The following is a 17,337-nucleotide window of genomic DNA, read 5'->3' on the forward strand; positions in this document are numbered from 1 at the left end:
TCATACGCTTTATTAGCGGGCAAATCAAAACACGCGTGACGGGAAGCGCTCGGCAGCATCCTGCCACTCCCCTTTCCGATGGCGCGCTGGCCTGTTTGCGTGCCTGAGCGCCCGCGTGATTCTCGCGCGGCTAGTCCGCCTCCGAGCCGATCCCGTGGCGCTTGAGCTTGTTGGCAATGGTGGTGTGCGAGACACCAAGACGCTTGGCCAGCAGTCGGCTGGAGGGGAACTCCGGATAAAGACGCGCCAGCACGCGCCGCTCCACCTCGTCGTGGATATCGCCGAGGCTGCCTGCCAGATCGATGCTGTCCAGACCTTCATCGCGCACCTCGCCAATCAGGCGCAGATGCTGCGCCTCGATCACCTCGCCCTCGCACAGCGAGACCGCCTGGAACAGCACGTTTTCCAGCTGGCGCACGTTGCCGGGCCAGTGATAGCCGCGCAGGCGTGCCATCGCCTCCGGTGAGAGAGTGCGAACACGCGCTCCGATCTGGCGCACGGCACGTTCGAGAAAGTGATGTGCCAGCTCCTCCAGTCCATCCAGGCATTCCCTGAGTGGCGGAATCTGCACGCACAGCACATTGAGACGATGGAAGAGGTCGTGGCGGAAGCGCCCTTCGCTGCTCAGCGCCGGCAGGTCCTGCTGGGTCGCGCAGATGACGCGCACATCCAGAAAGGTCTCTTCATCGCTGCCGACACGCCTGAAGCCACCATCCTGCAGAAAGCGCAGCAGCTTGACCTGCATGCGCGGGCTCATCTCGCCGACCTCATCGAGGAAGATGGTGCCACCACTGGTCAGCTCCAGCAGACCCAGCTTGCCTTCCGGCCGTGCCCCCTCGAAGGCGCCCGGGGCGTAACCGAACAGCTCCGTCTCGGCCATTGACTCCGGCAGGCCCGCACAGTTGAGCGCCATGAACGGTGCCTGCCCGCGTGGACTGGCCAGATGGCAGGCGCGCGCCAGCAATTCCTTGCCGGTGCCGGTCTCGCCCTCGATCAACAGCGGGGCATCCAGCGGCGCCATGCGCCTGGCCTCCTTGACCACGGCGGACAGCTGGCGGCTTGCCTGGAAAATGGCCTCGAACCCCCGCACCTCGGTACGCTGAATCTGATAGATACGCGAGCCCAGACGGTCCGCACGATGCAGGGTGACCACGGCCCCCGCCAGCGAGGCCACGTCCTCGTTCTCGGTATGCAGCGGCGCGATGTCGGCCAGGAAGGTTTCCTCTCCGACACGCAGACGCAGGCCGTTGACGCGCGCATTGTTGCGCCGGATCAGCTCCGGCAGGTCGACATCCTGGATGTGACGCGTCAGTGCCAGCCCCGGCACCTCATCGATGCGGACGCCCAAGAGCTTGCCGGCCGCACGATTGGCCGCCACCACGCGTCCCTCCATGTCGATGGACATCACCGGATCAGACAGCGATGACAGCAGTGCATTGAGCTCCAGATGACGCCGTTCGGTGGGCATCAGGCTGACCCGGGTGACCTTGAAGACCCCGGGAATTTCCTCCAGTGCTGGCTTCAGGGTGGAGAGCTGCATGCGCAGCATGTTGGGAACATGCAGATAGATGGAGTTGTTGGCCTCCCCACCGACCTCACCACGCAACACGTTGAGGCCGTAATCGGCAAAGGGGGCCAGGATGTCGCGCAGAATCCCGATCCGGTTCTGACAGGTCAGTTTGAGGCGCATGGCATTCTCGGCATTGTCGTTGGCATATCGCCGCTGTCAGGGTGGCTCTGACGGCACGGCTCTGAGGGTCAGGCGCTTGAGGATCACAAGCGTGGAGGGGAAACGCTGATGACCCGAGGACATCATTCGGGCTACCGCAGGGCGATGCGGCACATTGGATGACGTTAACGTAAGCGTTATCGAAAACCTCGTAAAGCATTCCTTACAATAGACGGTATTGCCGGCACGCAAAACTGCCCTAATGGCACTGATCGAGGCCATCAGCCGCACAGGTGTCAGGATTATGTGACAAGAGATGGGACATCGCACCGTTATCTGCCGTGCAAAAGCAGGCCGTGGCACTGGTCAAGGCTGTCCGACAAGGCCTAGCGTAGTCATCGACATGCAGGGACTGACATGTCCGCCATGATGACAATACGGCAGCCTGCCCACGCAGCGCCGCCATACCGTTCGGGAGGTTGCATGAACGCACCGCAGGGTCGTGACTGGCCACAGGCATCCCAGGTATCTGCGCCCGGCTCGCAGGCTCAGGCCAAGGGCACCCGCTACGTGGCGCATGAACCGGATAGCCGGGGCAGGATCCGTTATAGCGATCAGGAGCATGCCACCTGGCAGACGCTGATGACGCGCCAGCTGGCGCTGGTCGAGGGACGTGTCTGCCGCGAGTACCTGCAAGGGCTTGAACATCTTGACCTGCCCAGGGATCGCATCCCCCAGCTGGACGAGATCGACCGGGTGCTCGAGGCCGCCACCGGCTGGCGAACCGCGCGAGTACCGGCCTTGATCCCCTTCACCCGCTTCTTCGAACTGCTCGCCGAGCGGCGTTTCCCGGTTGCCACCTTCATTCGCCGTCCCGAAGAACTCGATTACCTGCAGGAACCGGACATCTTCCACGAGATCTTCGGTCACTGCCCGATGCTTACCCACCCCGCCTTCGCGGAATTCACCGCCACCTACGGTCGACTCGGTCTCGCCGCCAGCAAGGAAGAGCGCGTCTACCTGGCCCGCCTCTACTGGATGACGGTGGAATTCGGCATGCTGCGCGAGGTTCAACCCGATGGCAGTCGTGCGCTGCGCCTCTACGGCGGCGGCATCATTTCCTCGCCACGCGAGACCTGCTATGCACTGGGCGAGCTCGAAGACAGTCTCGAGTGCCCCGAGCACCTGCCTTTCGATGCCGTCGAGGCACTGCGCACTCCGTATCGCATCGACATCCTGCAGCCGCTCTACTATGTCCTGGAATCGCTGGACGATCTGCATGAACTCGCCAGTCGCGACATCATGGCGCTGGTGCACGAGGCCATGGCGCTCGGTCTCAAGACGCCGCGCTTCGCACCACGCTGATCGCACCGGCGCCTTGCGCTCCTTTTCACCCGCCCCACCCTCTTTCCCCAAGCCGGAGATAGTGACATGACCGAACTCGCCAGACAGTCCTGTGAAGCCTGCAGTTTCGATGCCCCCAAGGTCAGTGACAGCGACATCGAGACGCTCAAGACCGCCATTCCCGAGTGGCAGTTGCTCAATCGCGATGGCATCATGCAATTGGAGCGATGCTTCACGTTCCGCAACTTCAAGCAGGCACTGGCATTCACCAATCGCGTAGGCGAGATTGCCGAGGACGTCGGGCATCACCCGGCACTTCTCACCGAGTGGGGCAAGGTCACCGTGACCTGGTGGTCCCACGAGATGAAGGGTCTGCACAAGAACGATTTCATCATGGCCGCCAGAACCGACGAGGTAGCGAAATAAGATGTTCGAGCAGATTGCGCGTGTACCCGGGGATGCCATCCTCGGCCTGATCGAAGCCTTCAACAAGGACACCAACCCGCAGAAGGTCGACCTCGGCGTGGGCGTCTATCGCGATGCCAACGGCAATACGCCGGTCATGCGTGCGGTCAAGCAGGCCGAGGACCGCCTGGTCGAGAACGAAGTCACCAAGACCTACATCGGCTCCCACGGTGACCCGCGCTTCGGCAAGGTCGTGCTGCCGATGGTGCTGGGCGCCGAGTCGCCGGTGCTGGCTGCCAACCGTGCCAGCGCCACTCAGGCGCCCGGCGGTACCGGTGCCCTGCGTCTGGCGGCAGACTTCATCGCCAGCAACCTCAAGGGCCGTGATATCTGGCTGTCCACTCCGACCTGGCCGAATCACCTGGGCATCTTCGATGCCGCAGGCGTGACGCGTCACAGCTACCCGTATGTCGACGAGAACAATCGCCTCGACTTCGACGGCATGCTGGCGACCCTCAAGACGATTCCGGAAGGCGACGTGGTGGTGCTGCACGCCTGCTGCCACAACCCGACCGGGTTCGACCTGAGCCGCGAGCAGTGGGACCAGGTGCTGGAAGTCGTCCAGTCACGCAAGCTGCTGCCGCTGATCGACTTCGCCTATCAGGGCTTCGGTGATGGCCTGGAAGAAGATGCTTACGGCGTGCGCCTGCTGGCCGAGAATGTCGATGAGGCCATCATCACCAGCTCCTGCTCCAAGAACTTCGGCATCTACTGCGAACGTACCGGCTGCCTGATCCTGATCGCCAAGGACGAGGACAGCATGCTGGACGTGCGCTCCCAGGCCGCGATCACCGCGCGTGAGAACTACTCCAATCCGCCGGCACATGGCGGTGCGGTAGTCATCGACATTCTCGAGGACGAGACGCTGCGCGCGGAGTGGAAGAGCGAGCTGACCGAGATGCGCGAGCGCATCAATGGCCTGCGTCGTGAGTTCGTCGAGGCGCTCAAGCCGTATGGCCTGGATGAGCAGTTCGCCTTCATCGCCGAGCAGCGCGGCATGTTCTCCTACACCGGCCTGACACCGGAGCAGGTCGATCGCCTGCGTGACGAGTTCGGCATCTACATGGTGCGCTCCGGACGCGCCAACGTGGCCGGCTTCTCCAGCGAGAATCTGCCCTACGTCGCCAAAGCCATCGCGACCGTCGTCAAGGGCTGAGCCTGACCGAACGCTTCGTGAAAGATGAAAAACCCGCCGATTGGCGGGTTTTTCATTGCTGGGGCGAGACATTGTCAGGCGCCCTCAGTCGGCAGCCTTCGCTGTCACCGCGAACGTCATTCCTCGCGCTCGACAGGCAGCGTTGCAAGACTCGCTGCCACCGCCTCTTCCAGCAGGCTGACCAGCAAGGCCTGCACCTCATGCAGCGATTCATCGTCCTGCGTTGCCTGCCACTGCCACTTGAGCGCCAGATAGCGCTCGCTGCGCATCGAGAGCGGCATGCCGATCAGGTCGCCTCCGGCATCTTCGAGTACCTGATGCGCCGACAGGGCATCGATGATGGTGGCAGCACTGCCTGAGCGCGCCAGACGCCCGGCGCTGGCAGGCGTGGCCACCTCCACCAGACTCGCCGGCGTCACACGCTCTCGCTTGAGCAGTCCACGGACCAGCCGCCCCTGACTGCTGCTTTCCGGCAGCTCCACGAACGGCCGCTCATTGAGGCGTTCCACCGTCAGCGGCTTGTCGAGCAGTGGCCAGCGCGAAGGCCACAGCAATATCAGTGGCAGCTTGAGCGCAGTAGTCTGGCCTGCAGCGTCGCGCTGCTCGTCGGCAGCCTCGACGGGAGGCTGTGCCGCCGCTGTCGTGTCGTCCAGAGAGGACAGCAGATCATTCTGGCGAGTGATACCGACCTCCGACAATGCGGCATCGTCTCCCAGCTCCGGCATGCCTGAGGAGATGCCCTGCGCCGCAGGGATGCCGGCGCCCTCCTCGGCGCCCTCCACCAGCACGGTCTCCTCACGGGCCCGTGCGCGCAGACTCTGCTTGAGTTCGCGCGCGCGTGCGGCCGCTGTCCTGGCACGCTTGCCGCCCTGAGGCTCCTCCGGCGCTTCCAGCGTGACGGCCATGTGTATCCGCCCCTCGGCCAGCGCCGCGGCATGTGTCGAGGCTTCCATCACCTCAAGGCTCGGCAGCCAATCACTCAACGACTCGCTGGCCGCGATGCGCTCAAGCCATCCGGTGCTGAAGGCTTCCAGAGACGGCGTCACTGCCAGTACCAGGCGCGGGCGCTTGCCACTGCCCGGCCCGAAGGCCAGTCGCCTGAGCTCGGACTGCGCGGTGAACATCCGGGCCAGTGACGGGGTCAGGCGTTCGGCTTCCGGCGTGGGCACCAGGCGGCCACCTTCACGCAGGAACAACGAATAGCCCAGCGTCTGCTCAAGCTGCGCCAAGCCCCGCGAGACCACCGGCACGCTGATGCCCAGCTGCGCCGCGCCACCCTTCATCGATCCGCATTCGATCACCGCCCACAGCATTTCCAGCTGACGCAGCCGTATGCCGGGTTCTCGTGTGCCTGTGTCTGACTGCGCCATGGTGTTGCTCCTTGAAGGGGTTCGTCCGCGATGCTCCGAGAGTCAGCAGTGTGCGCCGGCTCATTTAGCCTTACGCTAATCATGCTGGCGTCAAATGTCACGCTTCACCTGCCTTCAAGACGTCATGCCCCTGAAACGACACTCCCCCCGCTGATGAGTCAGCGAGGGGAGTGAGGGACAAGGCATCGATGCGCCAGTCATTCGTTCAGACCGGCCACTCGTTCAGGCCAGTCATTCCTTCAGACCGGCAATGGACGAGCCATCACGAGAGTGCCAGAACGCCTTCTGCTTCAAACAGCACGCCCTTGGGTAGCTCCTTGACGCCGACGGCAGCACGCGCCGGATACGGCTGGCTGAAGTACTGCTCCATCAAGGTGTTGACCACGCCGAAATTGCTGAGATCGGTCAGGAACAGGTTGACCTTTACCAGCTGATCCAGGCTACCGCCTGCCGCTTCACACACCGCCTTGAGATTGCGGAACACCTGATCGGCCTGAGCCTCTAATCCGCCCTCCACCACGTCCATGGTGGCCGGGTCCAGCGGGATCTGGCCGGACAGGAACACCAGGTTGCCGGTACGCACCGCCTGGGAATAGGGACCGATAGCGGCAGGTGCGGCGTCAGTGGAGATGATCTGCTTGGTCATGCGGGCTTCCTTGTATCGAGTGATGAAAGAGAGGTCTTGAAGCGTGTGGGGAGACGCGTCACCTGACGGCGTGCTCAGCGACTCCCTGATGACACGAGACGAGAAACGGGAGCGATCCGGGCCCGCCGACACCGGCAGGCCCTGACGACGGCACATGACATTCAGGCAGCGTAACGACCGAGGTTCAGCCCGTTCGGGTCGATGCCGGGCGTTCGCCCGCCGACCAGGTCCGCCAGCAGGCTGGCGCTGCCACAGCTCATGGTCCAGCCGAGCGTGCCGTGCCCGGTGTTCAGCCACAGGTTGTCATACTTGGTGCCGCCGATGATCGGCGTGGAATCCGGGGTCATCGGGCGCAGGCCGGCCCAGAATTCCGCCTTGGCGTAGTCGCCCGCTTCCGGGAAGACATCACGCACCACCATGTTGATGGTCGCACGGCGCTTCTCGAGCAGGGACAGGTCGAAGGACGCAAGCTCCGCCGTACCGCCCACGCGGATGCGATCATCGAAGCGCGTCAGCGCGACCTTGAAGGTCTCGTCCATCACCGTGGACTGCGGCGCGGCATCGGCATTGATGATCGGCACGGTCAGGCTGTAGCCCTTGACCGGGTAGATCGGCAGATCCAGATCCAGATCACGTGCCAGGAAGGGCGAGTAGCTGCCCAGGCACATCACATAACTGTCGGCGCTCATCTCGCCGCGGTCGGTGATCACCTTCTCGATCCGGCTACCAGTACGCTGGATGCGCTGGATCGTGGTATTGAAGACGAACGTGACGCCCAGGGTGTCACGGCAGTAATCCGCCAGCCGGTTGGTGAACAGATGGCAATCACCGGTCTGATCGTCCGGCAGGTGCAACCCGGCGATGAACTTGCCCGGTACGCGCGCCAGGGCCGGCTCGACGGCGGCGCAGGCCTCTGCATCCAGCAGCTGGTGACGCACGCCACATCCGGCCAGTACCTTCATGTCCTTCTGCACGGCCTCGACCTGGGCCTCGTTGCGGAACAGCTGCAGCAGGCCCTTCTGACGGTCCTCGTAGCGCAGCCCTGTCTCTTCACGCAGCGAATTGATGCACAGACGACTGTATTCCGCGACGCGAACCATGCGCTCCTTGTTCACGGCATAACGGTCCGCATTGCAGTTGGCGAACATCTTGACCATGAACTTGGCCATCTGGGGATCCATGCGCGGCTGGATCTTGAGAGGCGCGTGCTCCTGGAACATCCACTTGACGGCTTTCTGCGGAATGCCCGGTGCCGCCCAGGGAGAGGAAAAACCGAAGGACACCTGGCCGGCATTGCCGTAGCTGGTTTCCATCGCCGGGCTGGCCTGACGATCCACGACCGTGACTTCATGGCCCTGACGCGCCAGATAGTAGGCACTGGTCACGCCGACGACACCGCTTCCGAGCACAAGAATCTTCATGTTGTTCTACTCCGTGACTGCAACCGCGCTCGGCGGTGGAAGAAAGGGGGGTTCCGTGCGCCGCGCACGAAACGTATCGCTTGATCCAGCCCCGAGCAGCAGCGCTGCCTTCAGTGACTTGACCTCAATTACCCCAGTATAAGAGTGAAATCCGTCACGAATATTCTGTTATTGGCCTCCAATACAGATGATTGATAGCTAATTTTGCCAACCTGCCAGCAATTACGCACAAAAAAGCGGCCATTTTTAGAATGGCTGCTTTTGCGCTACGTCAAGGACTCGTCCTGGCAGTCTCACCCTCTCGAACACACCCTCATCGGCATCACGCGGTGGCGCTCTCGACAGGCCCTCGGGAGAGCTTGCCCAGCCCGCCGATCGCCTGACGATAGAGACGCCAGGCCACGATACCGGCCAGCAGATTGCCGATGGCCGCCCCGATCGCGACGCCGCGCAGACCATCGAGCTCAGCGCCCAGCCAGACGGCTGGCAGGAAGCACACGAAGAGACGCAGGAAGGACAGGAGCGTGGCCCGTAGCGGCCAACCCAGCGCATTGGCGGCCGAAACCACCAGCATGCAGATTCCCAGGAAGGCATAGCTTGGCAGCATCCAGGGGATCAGCAGGACCAGCGCCGCGCCGACCTCCTCATTGCCGACCAGCAACCGGGACAAGGGGACGGCGAGGAGCGCTACCACCACGCCCAGCACCAGCTGCCAGATGATCACGATCCTGGCGACCAGATTCATCAGTCGGCGCACTTCCTGCCAGCGACCTGCGCCGTAGCACCGCCCCAACCAGGGGGGCAATGACATGGTGAGCGCCAGCACCACGATCAAGGAAAAGGTCTCGAGCCGGCAGGCGATCCCCCAGGCGGCCACCTGGGTCTGTCCCAGCGTCGCCACGATGGCCGTGACCAGCATGGCGGACACGGCCGGCATCATCTGCGAAAGGATGGCCGGTGCCGCGATCCCCGTCAGCTGACGCCAGGAGTCCCGCCATTCCTGAACCAACCCCTGCACCGCGATCCACTCTTCCTGCAACAGCTTGAAGGTCGTCACCATCAGGCCGATCACGAAGGCGATCAGCGTCGCCCAGGCTGCCCCCGCCAACCCGAACCCCGGCACGGGGCCGAGACCGAAGATCAGCAGAGGGTCCAGCGCCAGATTGAGCAGACTGGTCACCAGCATCATCACGCCGGGCAGCCGCGTGTTGCCGTGGGCACGAAACAGGCTGTAGAGCACATAGGCCATGGCGCCCACCCAGCTGGCCACCAGCCAGGGGCCCCAGTACGGCTCGATCAGCGAGAGCTCCTGGTCATTGGCGCCCAGCAGATGGAAGGCCGGCGCACGTATCAGCCATAGTCCTACCATCAACAGTGCCAGCAATCCGCCGGAGACCAGCACCACCACACTGCCGAGCCGCCGGGCACGAGCATCCTCCCCTGCCCCCAGCGTGCGTGACACGATGGCGGCAATGGCGATGCCCATGCCGACCTGGACCCCGATGATCAGGAAGGTCAGCGGGAAGGTGAAGGACTGAGCCGCCAGTGGCGCCGTTCCCAGGCGCGACACGAAGGCGGCATCCACCAGATTGAAGCCCAGCAATCCCATGATGCCGATGGTCATCGGCAGTGTGGAACGCCAGAGACGGGACATCAGCTCGCCGGTACTCGGACAGGATGAAGGCGAGGATGTCGAAGAAGTACGAGTTGAAGACATGCAATCACTCCCAGGATGCCAGGCATCGCTGGTCTGAAGAAGAGAACGAGGGCGCTTGAGCTACGCGACGACAGCGCTTGAACGTTGATTCTAGGGATTCCTCCGTCAGGCAGATACCGCCAGCCAGACATGTCTTTGATGCAGTAACGGCAACACGAAGGCGAGAAAATCCGTTGATGCGTAGTATTAGCGGAAACATTGGGCGTGCTAAGCTTCGCCTGTTGACGATGCTGACCCGCTGGGCGACCGGTCTGTCCCTACCGATTGTCCTGCCATCTGCGGGCGGCGTCCCTGTCTGCTGAAGCGCGCCGCAACCCTGAAGAGCAGGACGGCTGCGTGAGCCTTTTCCTGTTGCATCACGAGAGGTCATACCGTGGATAAAGCATCCCGCTTGTTGCTGTTTCTGGATGTCGTGGAAGCACAGAGCTTCTCCAAGGCAGCCGATCATCGTCAGGTCAACCGCTCGGTGGTTTCCAAGCAGATCAGTCGTCTGGAAGAAGAGTTGCAGATTCGTCTCTTCAACCGCTCGACCCGCTCGCTGGCCCTGACCGATGCCGGCCGCGAGATCCATCAGCATGCCTTGCGGCTGCGCGAAGTGCTGGAAGACACCGATGATGTCGCGGGCGCCTACCAGGACGGGCCACGAGGGGTGCTCAAGATCACCAGCCCCAGCCACTTCGGTCGCACCTACGTGGCTCAGGCGGTGCGCCTCTACATGGAGCGCTATCCGGACACCCAGGTGGAAGTCCGTCTGGAAGACCACCTGACCGACCTGATCGGTGGCGGCTATGATCTCGCCATCCGCATGTCGGAACTGGAAGACTCCAACCTGATCGCGCGTCCCCTGGCCGCGCATCGCCATCTGATCTGCGCATCGCCTGCCTTCATCGAACGCCACGGCATGCCGAAGACCCCCGCGGACCTCTCGGGGCTGCCGGCGGCCGTCTATTCACGCGATGGCTTCATTCTCGACCGCCTGCGGGTGTGCAGTGAAAGTGGCGTCGAGGAAAAGGTGGCGCTGGATTCTCGCCTCAAGGTCAATGATGCCGACGTGCTGATCGGAGCCATCAAGTCCGGTGCCTGCTATGGCATGATCTCCGCCATCAACATCAAGGATGAGGTACTGAATGGCGAGCTGGTCCCGCTGCTTACCGACGTGCCGATGAAGCCGCTGCCATCCATCCATCTGGTCTACCCGCATCGCCAGTATCTTCCCCAGAAGACGCGTCGCTTCAGTGATTGCCTGCAGGAAGTCGTCGGGACTCCGCCGGTGTGGGAGCAGCGCATTCCGGGCTTCGAGAACATGTACGGCTACGGCAAGACCTGCAGCTGAGCGCGTCACTTGCCTGTCTGGCGCCCGCTTCTGCTGCATGAAGCACCGAAGGTAAAACGAAAACGCCCGTCATGCGACTGCATGACGGGCGTTTTCGTTTCCTGTGCCAGACAGGGCTTGCACCCGTCAGCTCAGGCGGCCCCGGGACAGGGGTGAATGCAGGGCTTGTTGCCAAGCCACTGCTTGAGCTCCGGCAGGCGCTTGGGCCGCGCGTAACGGAAGCCCTGCACCAGATGGCAACCCATCTCCACCAGCAGGCGTTCCTGCTCCACCGTCTCGACGCCCTCGGCCAGTACTTCCATGCCGAGGCTATCGGCCAACGAGATGGCATGCGAGACGATGGCGCGGTCACGCGCATCATGATCCAGGCTGCGGACGAACTGCTGGTCCACCTTGAGACGACAGGCGCGTAGATCCCGGACATAGAGCAGCGAGGCAAAGCCGGTCCCGAAGTCATCGATGGCAAGCCTGACACCTCGGTCGATCAGACCGGTCAAGCGCTCGACGACGCGATCCAGATCCGGCACCCGTGAGGACTCGGTGATTTCCAGCTCCAACCGCTCGGGGGCGAAGTCGTGCAAGGCGAGCGCCTGTGAGACTCGCTCGGGAAAGCCGGGGTCACGAAATTCCTGGGCCGAGACGTTGATCGCCACCGACAGCGGCTTGCCGTCCGGGGTCACCAGATCCCGCGTCGCCTTGAGAGCAGCATCCATCACACGAGCCCCGACGGTACCGATCAAGCCGTACTGCTCCGCCAGCGGAATGAAGCGCCCAGGCCCGATGGTCCCGAGCTCCGGATGGTCCCAGCGCACCAGCACCTCCACGCCGACCGCCTGACCACTGACCAGATCGAACTGAGGCTGGAAGGCAAGATCGAGCTCTTCGAGATGCTCGCGCAGGTCACTGGTCAGCCGGTAATCGTTGAGGTGACGCATGTGGGCACCGGGCGAGAAGACATGCCAGGCCCCGCAGACATCGATATCGTCCTGCTCGCCATGCAGCATGGCCAGTTCAGCCAGGTGCAGCAGCCGATGCGCGCGACGCGCGTGCTGAGGCGCCAGGCTGATGCCTACCCGCGCGGTGACGGGCAAGGACTTGCCATCCAGGCGCATCAGCGTGACCAGCTGCTCGCACAGCTCGCTGGCCCGCGCGATCAGGGCGACTTCATCGCCGGTGAAGAACAGCGCGAAGGCATTGCCCAGCGGACGACAGACCAGTGCATCGCGGTATTGCAACGACATCGCTTCCGCCACGCGCTCCAGCAGCGGGTCGATACGCTCCGCGCCATGCGCCGAGTTGATGATCTCCAGATGGGTCAGCGAGAGATAGATGATGCCGCCATCGACCGCCTCACCGGACAGCAGCTCGTCCACCTGGGCATTGAAGCGATCACGCGACAGCAGGTTGATCGGCTGCAGTCGACGCAGCGCGATCAGCACCTTGTCGTCCAGTCCGGCAGCGCGCGCTTCGGCCAGACCCGAGAACGGCGCCTTGAGGCGCACGCGGCGCTCACTGACCGGTTCAAGCCGCGGACGCGCCTCACCGAACAGCTCCTTCCAGCCACAGGTATAGGCGACGAGTCGTTCTTCATCGAACACCGCCATTCGCCAGGGAAGATTGGCCTGCTGCACCAGCAGCCAGTGGCCCAGCTCCCCGTCGATCCCCATCATCCACATCCCCGGCTGGCCGCTGAGCCCACAGGGCTCCGGCAGATGCGACAGGGTTCTCGGCAGTTCAGGCTGGTGTTCTGCCTGACGGGCACGGGGTGAGCTCCAGGCGAGCTGGCCGAAGCGGTCGAAGATCCACAGCGGCTCTTCGATGGAGGACAACAACTTGATCAGAATATCGAGAGGCACGCTCACCCCACTGCAGTCACAATGAATAAGGGTCTTGCTATCCCGCCCGCTGACGGTGCAACCGTTACCGCCATCGAGCTCACCTCCGGTCCTTCACATGCCATGTCTCACTTCAACGGCATGTCCTGCACTTTCACCATTACTGCAATCTTTCGCTAATACACTGAGTCTATGTCAGGGCATGGGGCAGGTACTAAGGCTATTTTCTCGCCCCATCAACGCTTGCGATGTCTCGACGCTTTTCCTGAGCCAATGCGGTACGCGCCTCCCGGCCATCCAGAATGTCCTGCTGGCCTCAAAGTGTCCTGGTGGGCATCAAAGTGTCCTGGTGGCATCAAAGCGTCCTGGTGGCATCAACACCGCGGGAAGAGTAGGATAGGCGCCCGTTTCGCCCGGACCGGATCCCGGGCGCCGAATCCATCGGTCAAAGAAATTCTCCGTCATGACTCTCAACGTCCCGAATTCCGCTGTATCCGCTCCTGCCTCCTCTGCAGAGCGCCCCCGCGCCGTCGTCATCTACTCCGGTGGCATGGACTCCTACACCGTCCTGCACCAGGCGCTGAAGGAAGGCTTCGAGGTACACGCCCTCTCCTTCCATTACGGCCAGCGCCACTCGCGTGAGCTCGACGTCGCACGCCAGGTCTGCGAGTCACTGGGCGTCGCCCACGAAGTCGTCGACATTCGCGCCATCCATGGCCTGATCGACAACTCCGCGCTGACCAACAGTGACCAGGCGATGCCCAAGGCCGACTACGACGAGGACTCCATGACCTCGACCGTGGTGCCCAATCGCAACATGATCCTGCTGTCCCTGGCGATCGCCAAGGCCGTCAATATCGAGGCTGGCGTGTGCTTCTATGGTGCCCACGGCGGAGATCACGTGCTCTACCCGGATTGCCGTCCGGAATTCGTCGAGAAGATGAATGCCGTCGCCGCGATCGCCAACTTCTCGCCGGTGGAGATTCGCGCGCCCTTCCTGCACGCCAGCAAGGACGAGATTCTGGCCGCCGGCATCGCCATGCAGCTCGATTACGCCCAGACCTGGACCTGCTATGAAGGCCGTGAACTGGCCTGTGGGGAATGCGGCAGCTGCCGTGAGCGCCTCGCTGCCTTCGCCGCCCATGGGCTGAGCGATCCGCTCGGGTATGACTCGACCGATTCGGCCAAGGGCGCAGGCACTCTCTGATGTATACGGTAAAGGAAGCGTTCTACACCCTGCAGGGCGAAGGTGCTCGCGCAGGGCGCGCCAGCGTGTTCTGCCGCTTTGCGGGCTGCAATCTGTGGAGTGGTCGTGAGCAGGACCGCGACACCTCGGTCTGTCGCTTCTGCGACACCGATTTCGTCGGCACCAATGGCCAGAATGGCGGCAAGTTCCGCACGGCAAGCGAGCTGGCGGACTTCCTGGCCAGCCTGTGGCCGGAACACTCCGGCATCGCCACGCCCTATGTGGTCTTCACCGGCGGTGAGCCGCTGTTGCAGCTCGACCGCGAACTGGTGGACGCGATGCACGCCCGCGGCTTCGAGATCGCGGTGGAGACCAACGGCACCGTCACGCCGCCCGCCGGCATCGACTGGCTATGCGTCAGCCCCAAGGGTGCCAGCGAGCTGGTCCTCACCGGCGGCGATGAGCTCAAGCTCGTCTACCCGCAGCCGGAGGCGCTGCCGGAGCGCTTCGTCAGTCTGGACTTCGCGCACTTCTATCTGCAGCCACTGGATACCGCCGCCCTGGATGCCCTGCCCGCGCCAGCCGCCGCTCGCGAGCATTATCGCGAGGTACTGGCGACGGATACGCCGATGAACCAGTGCGTCAGTTACTGCATGGCCAATCCCCAGTGGCAGCTATCGCTGCAGACTCACAAGATCAGTGGTATCGATTGATGACGGCAATGACTTCCAAGACCCTGTTCGTCAGGGCCCTCACCGCGGTGGATGCCTCGGTGTGGAGCAATACCCGCGGCCTGCATGGCATCAGTCAGCATCTGGACCTGGAGCTGGACGGCGCCGTCGGCCATGACGGCATGCTGTTCGACTTCGGCGACGTCAAGCCGTGGGCCAAGCGCATGATCGACCAGGACGCCGATCACACCTTGATCGTGCCCAGTCAGGCCGACGGCGTGAGCGTCACGGACTGCCCGGAAGGACTGTGTCTGCGCTTCACCCAGCCCTATGCCATGGAAGTGCGCGGTCCGCGTCAGGCCTTCTGCCTGCTGCCGGTGGCCGAGGTCACCACCGTGGTGCTGGCCAACCACTTCGAGAAGCTGCTGACGCGCCGCCTACCGCCGCGCGTCGAGGCGCTGCGCGTACGTCTGCGCGATGAGTGCATCGAGGGTGCCGCCTACACCTACAGCCATGGGCTGCGTCATCACAGCGGCAACTGTCAGCGTATCGCGCATGGTCACCGCTCCCCGCTGGTCATCGAGCGCAATGGGCTGCGGGACACGGCGCTGGAAGCCGAGTGGGCCGAGAAGCTCAATGACCGCTACCTGGCCGAAGAAGGCGATCTGATCGACCGTCCCGGCCGTGAGCTGGTGTTCAGCTATGAGGCACCGCAGGGCAGATTCCGCATTCGCCTGCCGCGCAAGCAGGTCTGGTTGCTGCCGACACCGACCACCATCGAGTGGATCGCCGACTGGCTGGCGCGCCAGATCGCTCTCGACAGCGGCGACAGCATTCGCGTCGAAGCCTATGAAGGGATCAACAAGGGCGCCATCGCGCGGCACACGCCAGAGACCGCCCGCCAGCCGCTGGTGCTGCCTGAGCATGAGGAAATGCCCGCCACATCATGACGCAGACCGCCCACCACCTCGCGGCCACTCCCGCATCCGGCTGCCGCGCCGGCTGCGGGGGGTGCTGCATCGCGCCTTCCATCTCGAGCCCGATTCCCGGCATGTCCAATGGCAAGCCGGCAGGCGTGCGCTGCGTGCAGTTGGATGACGAGAATCTGTGCAAGCTGTTCGGTACGCCACAACGACCGGCCGTGTGTGGCAACTTCGACTTCGATATCGAGCTGTGTGGCAATTCAAGCGAAGAGGCCCTACGCCTGATCGGCGAGTGGGAGCGCCTGACGTGAGAGACGCCCCCTGAGGGATAGATCTCAGCTCACTCGCCGAAGAAATTGAAGGGCCTGGCGGCACCCTCGCTGCGACAGGCCAGCAAGGCGGCATTCAGCTGACGGGAATCCGCCAGCGGCAACGCAGTCGCCCTCCCCTGCTGCTCCAGCGGCGCGATCAACTCGAGTCGTGAGTCCTCGCGCCAGCTGGAAGGCGCAAGCTCGGCACGTCCCTTGGCACGGTTATAGCTGCGCCAGCCTTCCGTCGTGTGAAAGATGCCCTTCACCCGCCAGTCGCGCGGCAGTCCATCCAGCCACCGGGTCAGCTGATCAAGATCGAACACCTCGCCCGCCACGATTCGCCATCCCAGACTGGCATGCTCAAGCCCTTCGGCCTGCTCGATCACCGGTGCGCCGGGCAATGGCATCACGCCTGAAGCTGACAACTTTTCACTGGTGGAAGTCTCCTGCGCCAGACGCGCCCTATCCCGCGCAGCGCGATGGGCAGCCGGCATGCTGATCTCGGGCTGGTTCTCACGATCTTCGCTGACGTGATGGGCGTCGCTGGCGTGCAAGCCGCCCTGGCGATGGGATTCACGCCCTGCTGGCAGCAGCCAATCGATCAGCGCGACCTCCTGACCGTCCATGCGTGCCTGGGCCGGCTGACTTTCGCCGTCGGCTCTGCCCAGCTCACCCACCCAGCGCTTGCGCGGCCACATCCCTTCCAGAAACTCATGCGCGGCCGCCAGCTGCTCATCAGTCGCCAGATCCCGCTTGCTGAGCACCACGCCCCCCGCCAGCGTCAGCTGATCCTGGAAGGTGCCGTGTTCACGCGTGCGGGTATCGTCCAGTGCACGCGGGTCCAGCAGGGTGATGACTTCCTCGAGCTCAAGCGCGGAGGCCAGCCCTTCACTGCGCAGCACATCGATCAACCCTGCGGGATGTCCCAGCCCCGAGGGCTCGATGATCAGACGATCAGGACGGGTCTGATGGATCAGGCTGACCAGTCCCGCCTGCAGCACGAAGGCCAGCTGACAGCACAGGCACCCGCCGGGCAGCCCCTTGACGCTGACATCCTCGCGTCCGGCAAACAGTGCCTGATCGATGCCTACCTGCCCGAATTCATTGACCAGGATCGCCCAGTGCTCATCCGCCGGCTTGGCCGCGACCAGTGCCTGGATGAAGCTGCTCTTGCCGGTTCCCAGAAAGCCGGTGATCAGATGCACCGGTATCCGCGTGTGACGTGCTAAATCCGTCGAGGCGTCGCCGGTATCGGCGCCGCGTGAAGCCAGAGACATGCTGAATTCTCCG

Annotated in this window: 15 protein-coding genes; 8 read left to right on the forward strand and 7 right to left on the reverse strand. The window is 63.4% G+C overall.

All coding sequences use genetic code 11. The annotated features are described in order from the left end of the window. Nucleotides 1-130 precede the first annotated feature (130 nt). Nucleotides 131-1,690, reverse strand: coding sequence for a sigma-54-dependent transcriptional regulator (locus ACZYGA_RS01525; RefSeq protein WP_084208116.1), 1,560 nt, complete (start codon nucleotides 1,688-1,690; stop codon nucleotides 131-133). Between the two features lie 462 nt (nucleotides 1,691-2,152). On the opposite strand from ACZYGA_RS01525, the gene phhA reads away from it, so the two are divergent. From phhA to ACZYGA_RS01540, 3 genes are all read left to right on the forward strand, one after another. Then, nucleotides 2,153-3,034, forward strand: a complete 882-nt coding sequence (gene phhA, locus ACZYGA_RS01530) for a phenylalanine 4-monooxygenase (protein ID WP_404625131.1) — start codon at nucleotides 2,153-2,155, stop codon at nucleotides 3,032-3,034. A 66-nt stretch (nucleotides 3,035-3,100) separates the two neighbouring features. Next, complete coding sequence (locus tag ACZYGA_RS01535) at nucleotides 3,101-3,439, forward strand: 4a-hydroxytetrahydrobiopterin dehydratase (RefSeq protein WP_191237496.1); 339 nt, start codon at nucleotides 3,101-3,103, stop codon at nucleotides 3,437-3,439. Between the two features lies 1 nt (nucleotide 3,440). After that, the gene (locus tag ACZYGA_RS01540; RefSeq protein WP_404625129.1) at nucleotides 3,441-4,634 is read left to right on the forward strand and encodes an amino acid aminotransferase; all 1,194 of its coding nucleotides are present in this window, start codon (nucleotides 3,441-3,443) and stop codon (nucleotides 4,632-4,634) included. Between the two features lie 116 nt (nucleotides 4,635-4,750). Here the strand turns inward: ACZYGA_RS01540 and ACZYGA_RS01545 are convergent, their stop codons facing one another. From ACZYGA_RS01545 to ACZYGA_RS01560, 4 genes are all read right to left on the reverse strand, one after another. Beyond that, nucleotides 4,751-6,004: a LysR family transcriptional regulator gene (locus ACZYGA_RS01545; RefSeq protein ID WP_404625128.1), complete on the reverse strand. Its 1,254-nt coding sequence runs from the start codon at nucleotides 6,002-6,004 to the stop codon at nucleotides 4,751-4,753. Between the two features lie 262 nt (nucleotides 6,005-6,266). Beyond that, a complete protein-coding gene (locus ACZYGA_RS01550; protein WP_404625126.1) occupies nucleotides 6,267-6,650 on the reverse strand; it encodes a RidA family protein in 384 nt (127 codons plus the stop codon). A 161-nt stretch (nucleotides 6,651-6,811) separates the two neighbouring features. After that, entirely contained in the window at nucleotides 6,812-8,071 is a 1,260-nt protein-coding gene (locus ACZYGA_RS01555; RefSeq protein WP_141392336.1) for a D-amino acid dehydrogenase, read from the reverse strand. Between the two features lie 322 nt (nucleotides 8,072-8,393). Further along, the gene (locus ACZYGA_RS01560; protein ID WP_404625124.1) at nucleotides 8,394-9,725 is read right to left on the reverse strand and encodes an MATE family efflux transporter; all 1,332 of its coding nucleotides are present in this window, start codon (nucleotides 9,723-9,725) and stop codon (nucleotides 8,394-8,396) included. A gap of 436 nt (nucleotides 9,726-10,161) precedes the next feature. Here ACZYGA_RS01560 and ACZYGA_RS01565 point away from each other — a divergent pair, with 436 nt between their 5' ends. Beyond that, nucleotides 10,162-11,121, forward strand: coding sequence for a LysR family transcriptional regulator (locus tag ACZYGA_RS01565; RefSeq protein WP_077374722.1), 960 nt, complete (start codon nucleotides 10,162-10,164; stop codon nucleotides 11,119-11,121). A 131-nt stretch (nucleotides 11,122-11,252) separates the two neighbouring features. Here the strand turns inward: ACZYGA_RS01565 and ACZYGA_RS01570 are convergent, their stop codons facing one another. Beyond that, a complete protein-coding gene (locus tag ACZYGA_RS01570; RefSeq protein ID WP_404625123.1) occupies nucleotides 11,253-12,977 on the reverse strand; it encodes a putative bifunctional diguanylate cyclase/phosphodiesterase in 1,725 nt (574 codons plus the stop codon). A gap of 442 nt (nucleotides 12,978-13,419) precedes the next feature. Between ACZYGA_RS01570 and queC the strand changes: the two genes are divergently transcribed. The 4 genes from queC to ACZYGA_RS01590 are packed head-to-tail and all read left to right on the forward strand — an operon-like array spanning nucleotide 13,420 to nucleotide 16,047. Beyond that, complete coding sequence (gene queC, locus ACZYGA_RS01575; RefSeq protein ID WP_084208111.1) at nucleotides 13,420-14,163, forward strand: 7-cyano-7-deazaguanine synthase QueC; 744 nt, start codon at nucleotides 13,420-13,422, stop codon at nucleotides 14,161-14,163. Beyond that, nucleotides 14,163-14,855: a 7-carboxy-7-deazaguanine synthase gene (gene queE, locus ACZYGA_RS01580; RefSeq protein WP_077374732.1), complete on the forward strand. Its 693-nt coding sequence runs from the start codon at nucleotides 14,163-14,165 to the stop codon at nucleotides 14,853-14,855. Before queC ends, queE begins: the two co-directional genes overlap by 1 nt. 8 nt (nucleotides 14,856-14,863) lie before the next feature. Continuing rightward, nucleotides 14,864-15,763, forward strand: coding sequence for a 6-carboxytetrahydropterin synthase (locus ACZYGA_RS01585; RefSeq protein ID WP_077374735.1), 900 nt, complete (start codon nucleotides 14,864-14,866; stop codon nucleotides 15,761-15,763). Beyond that, nucleotides 15,760-16,047 carry a YkgJ family cysteine cluster protein gene (locus ACZYGA_RS01590; protein ID WP_404625121.1) on the forward strand — a complete coding sequence of 96 codons (288 nt, stop codon included), beginning with the start codon at nucleotides 15,760-15,762 and terminating at the stop codon, nucleotides 16,045-16,047. Before ACZYGA_RS01585 ends, ACZYGA_RS01590 begins: the two co-directional genes overlap by 4 nt. Nucleotides 16,048-16,076: 29 nt before the next feature. Here ACZYGA_RS01590 and ACZYGA_RS01595 read toward each other — a convergent pair whose 3' ends face one another. Next, entirely contained in the window at nucleotides 16,077-17,324 is a 1,248-nt protein-coding gene (locus tag ACZYGA_RS01595) for a CobW family GTP-binding protein (RefSeq protein ID WP_404625119.1), read from the reverse strand. Between the last annotated feature and the right edge of the window lie 13 nt (nucleotides 17,325-17,337).

It is taken from the genome of Cobetia sp. BL01 (genome assembly GCF_056493605.1).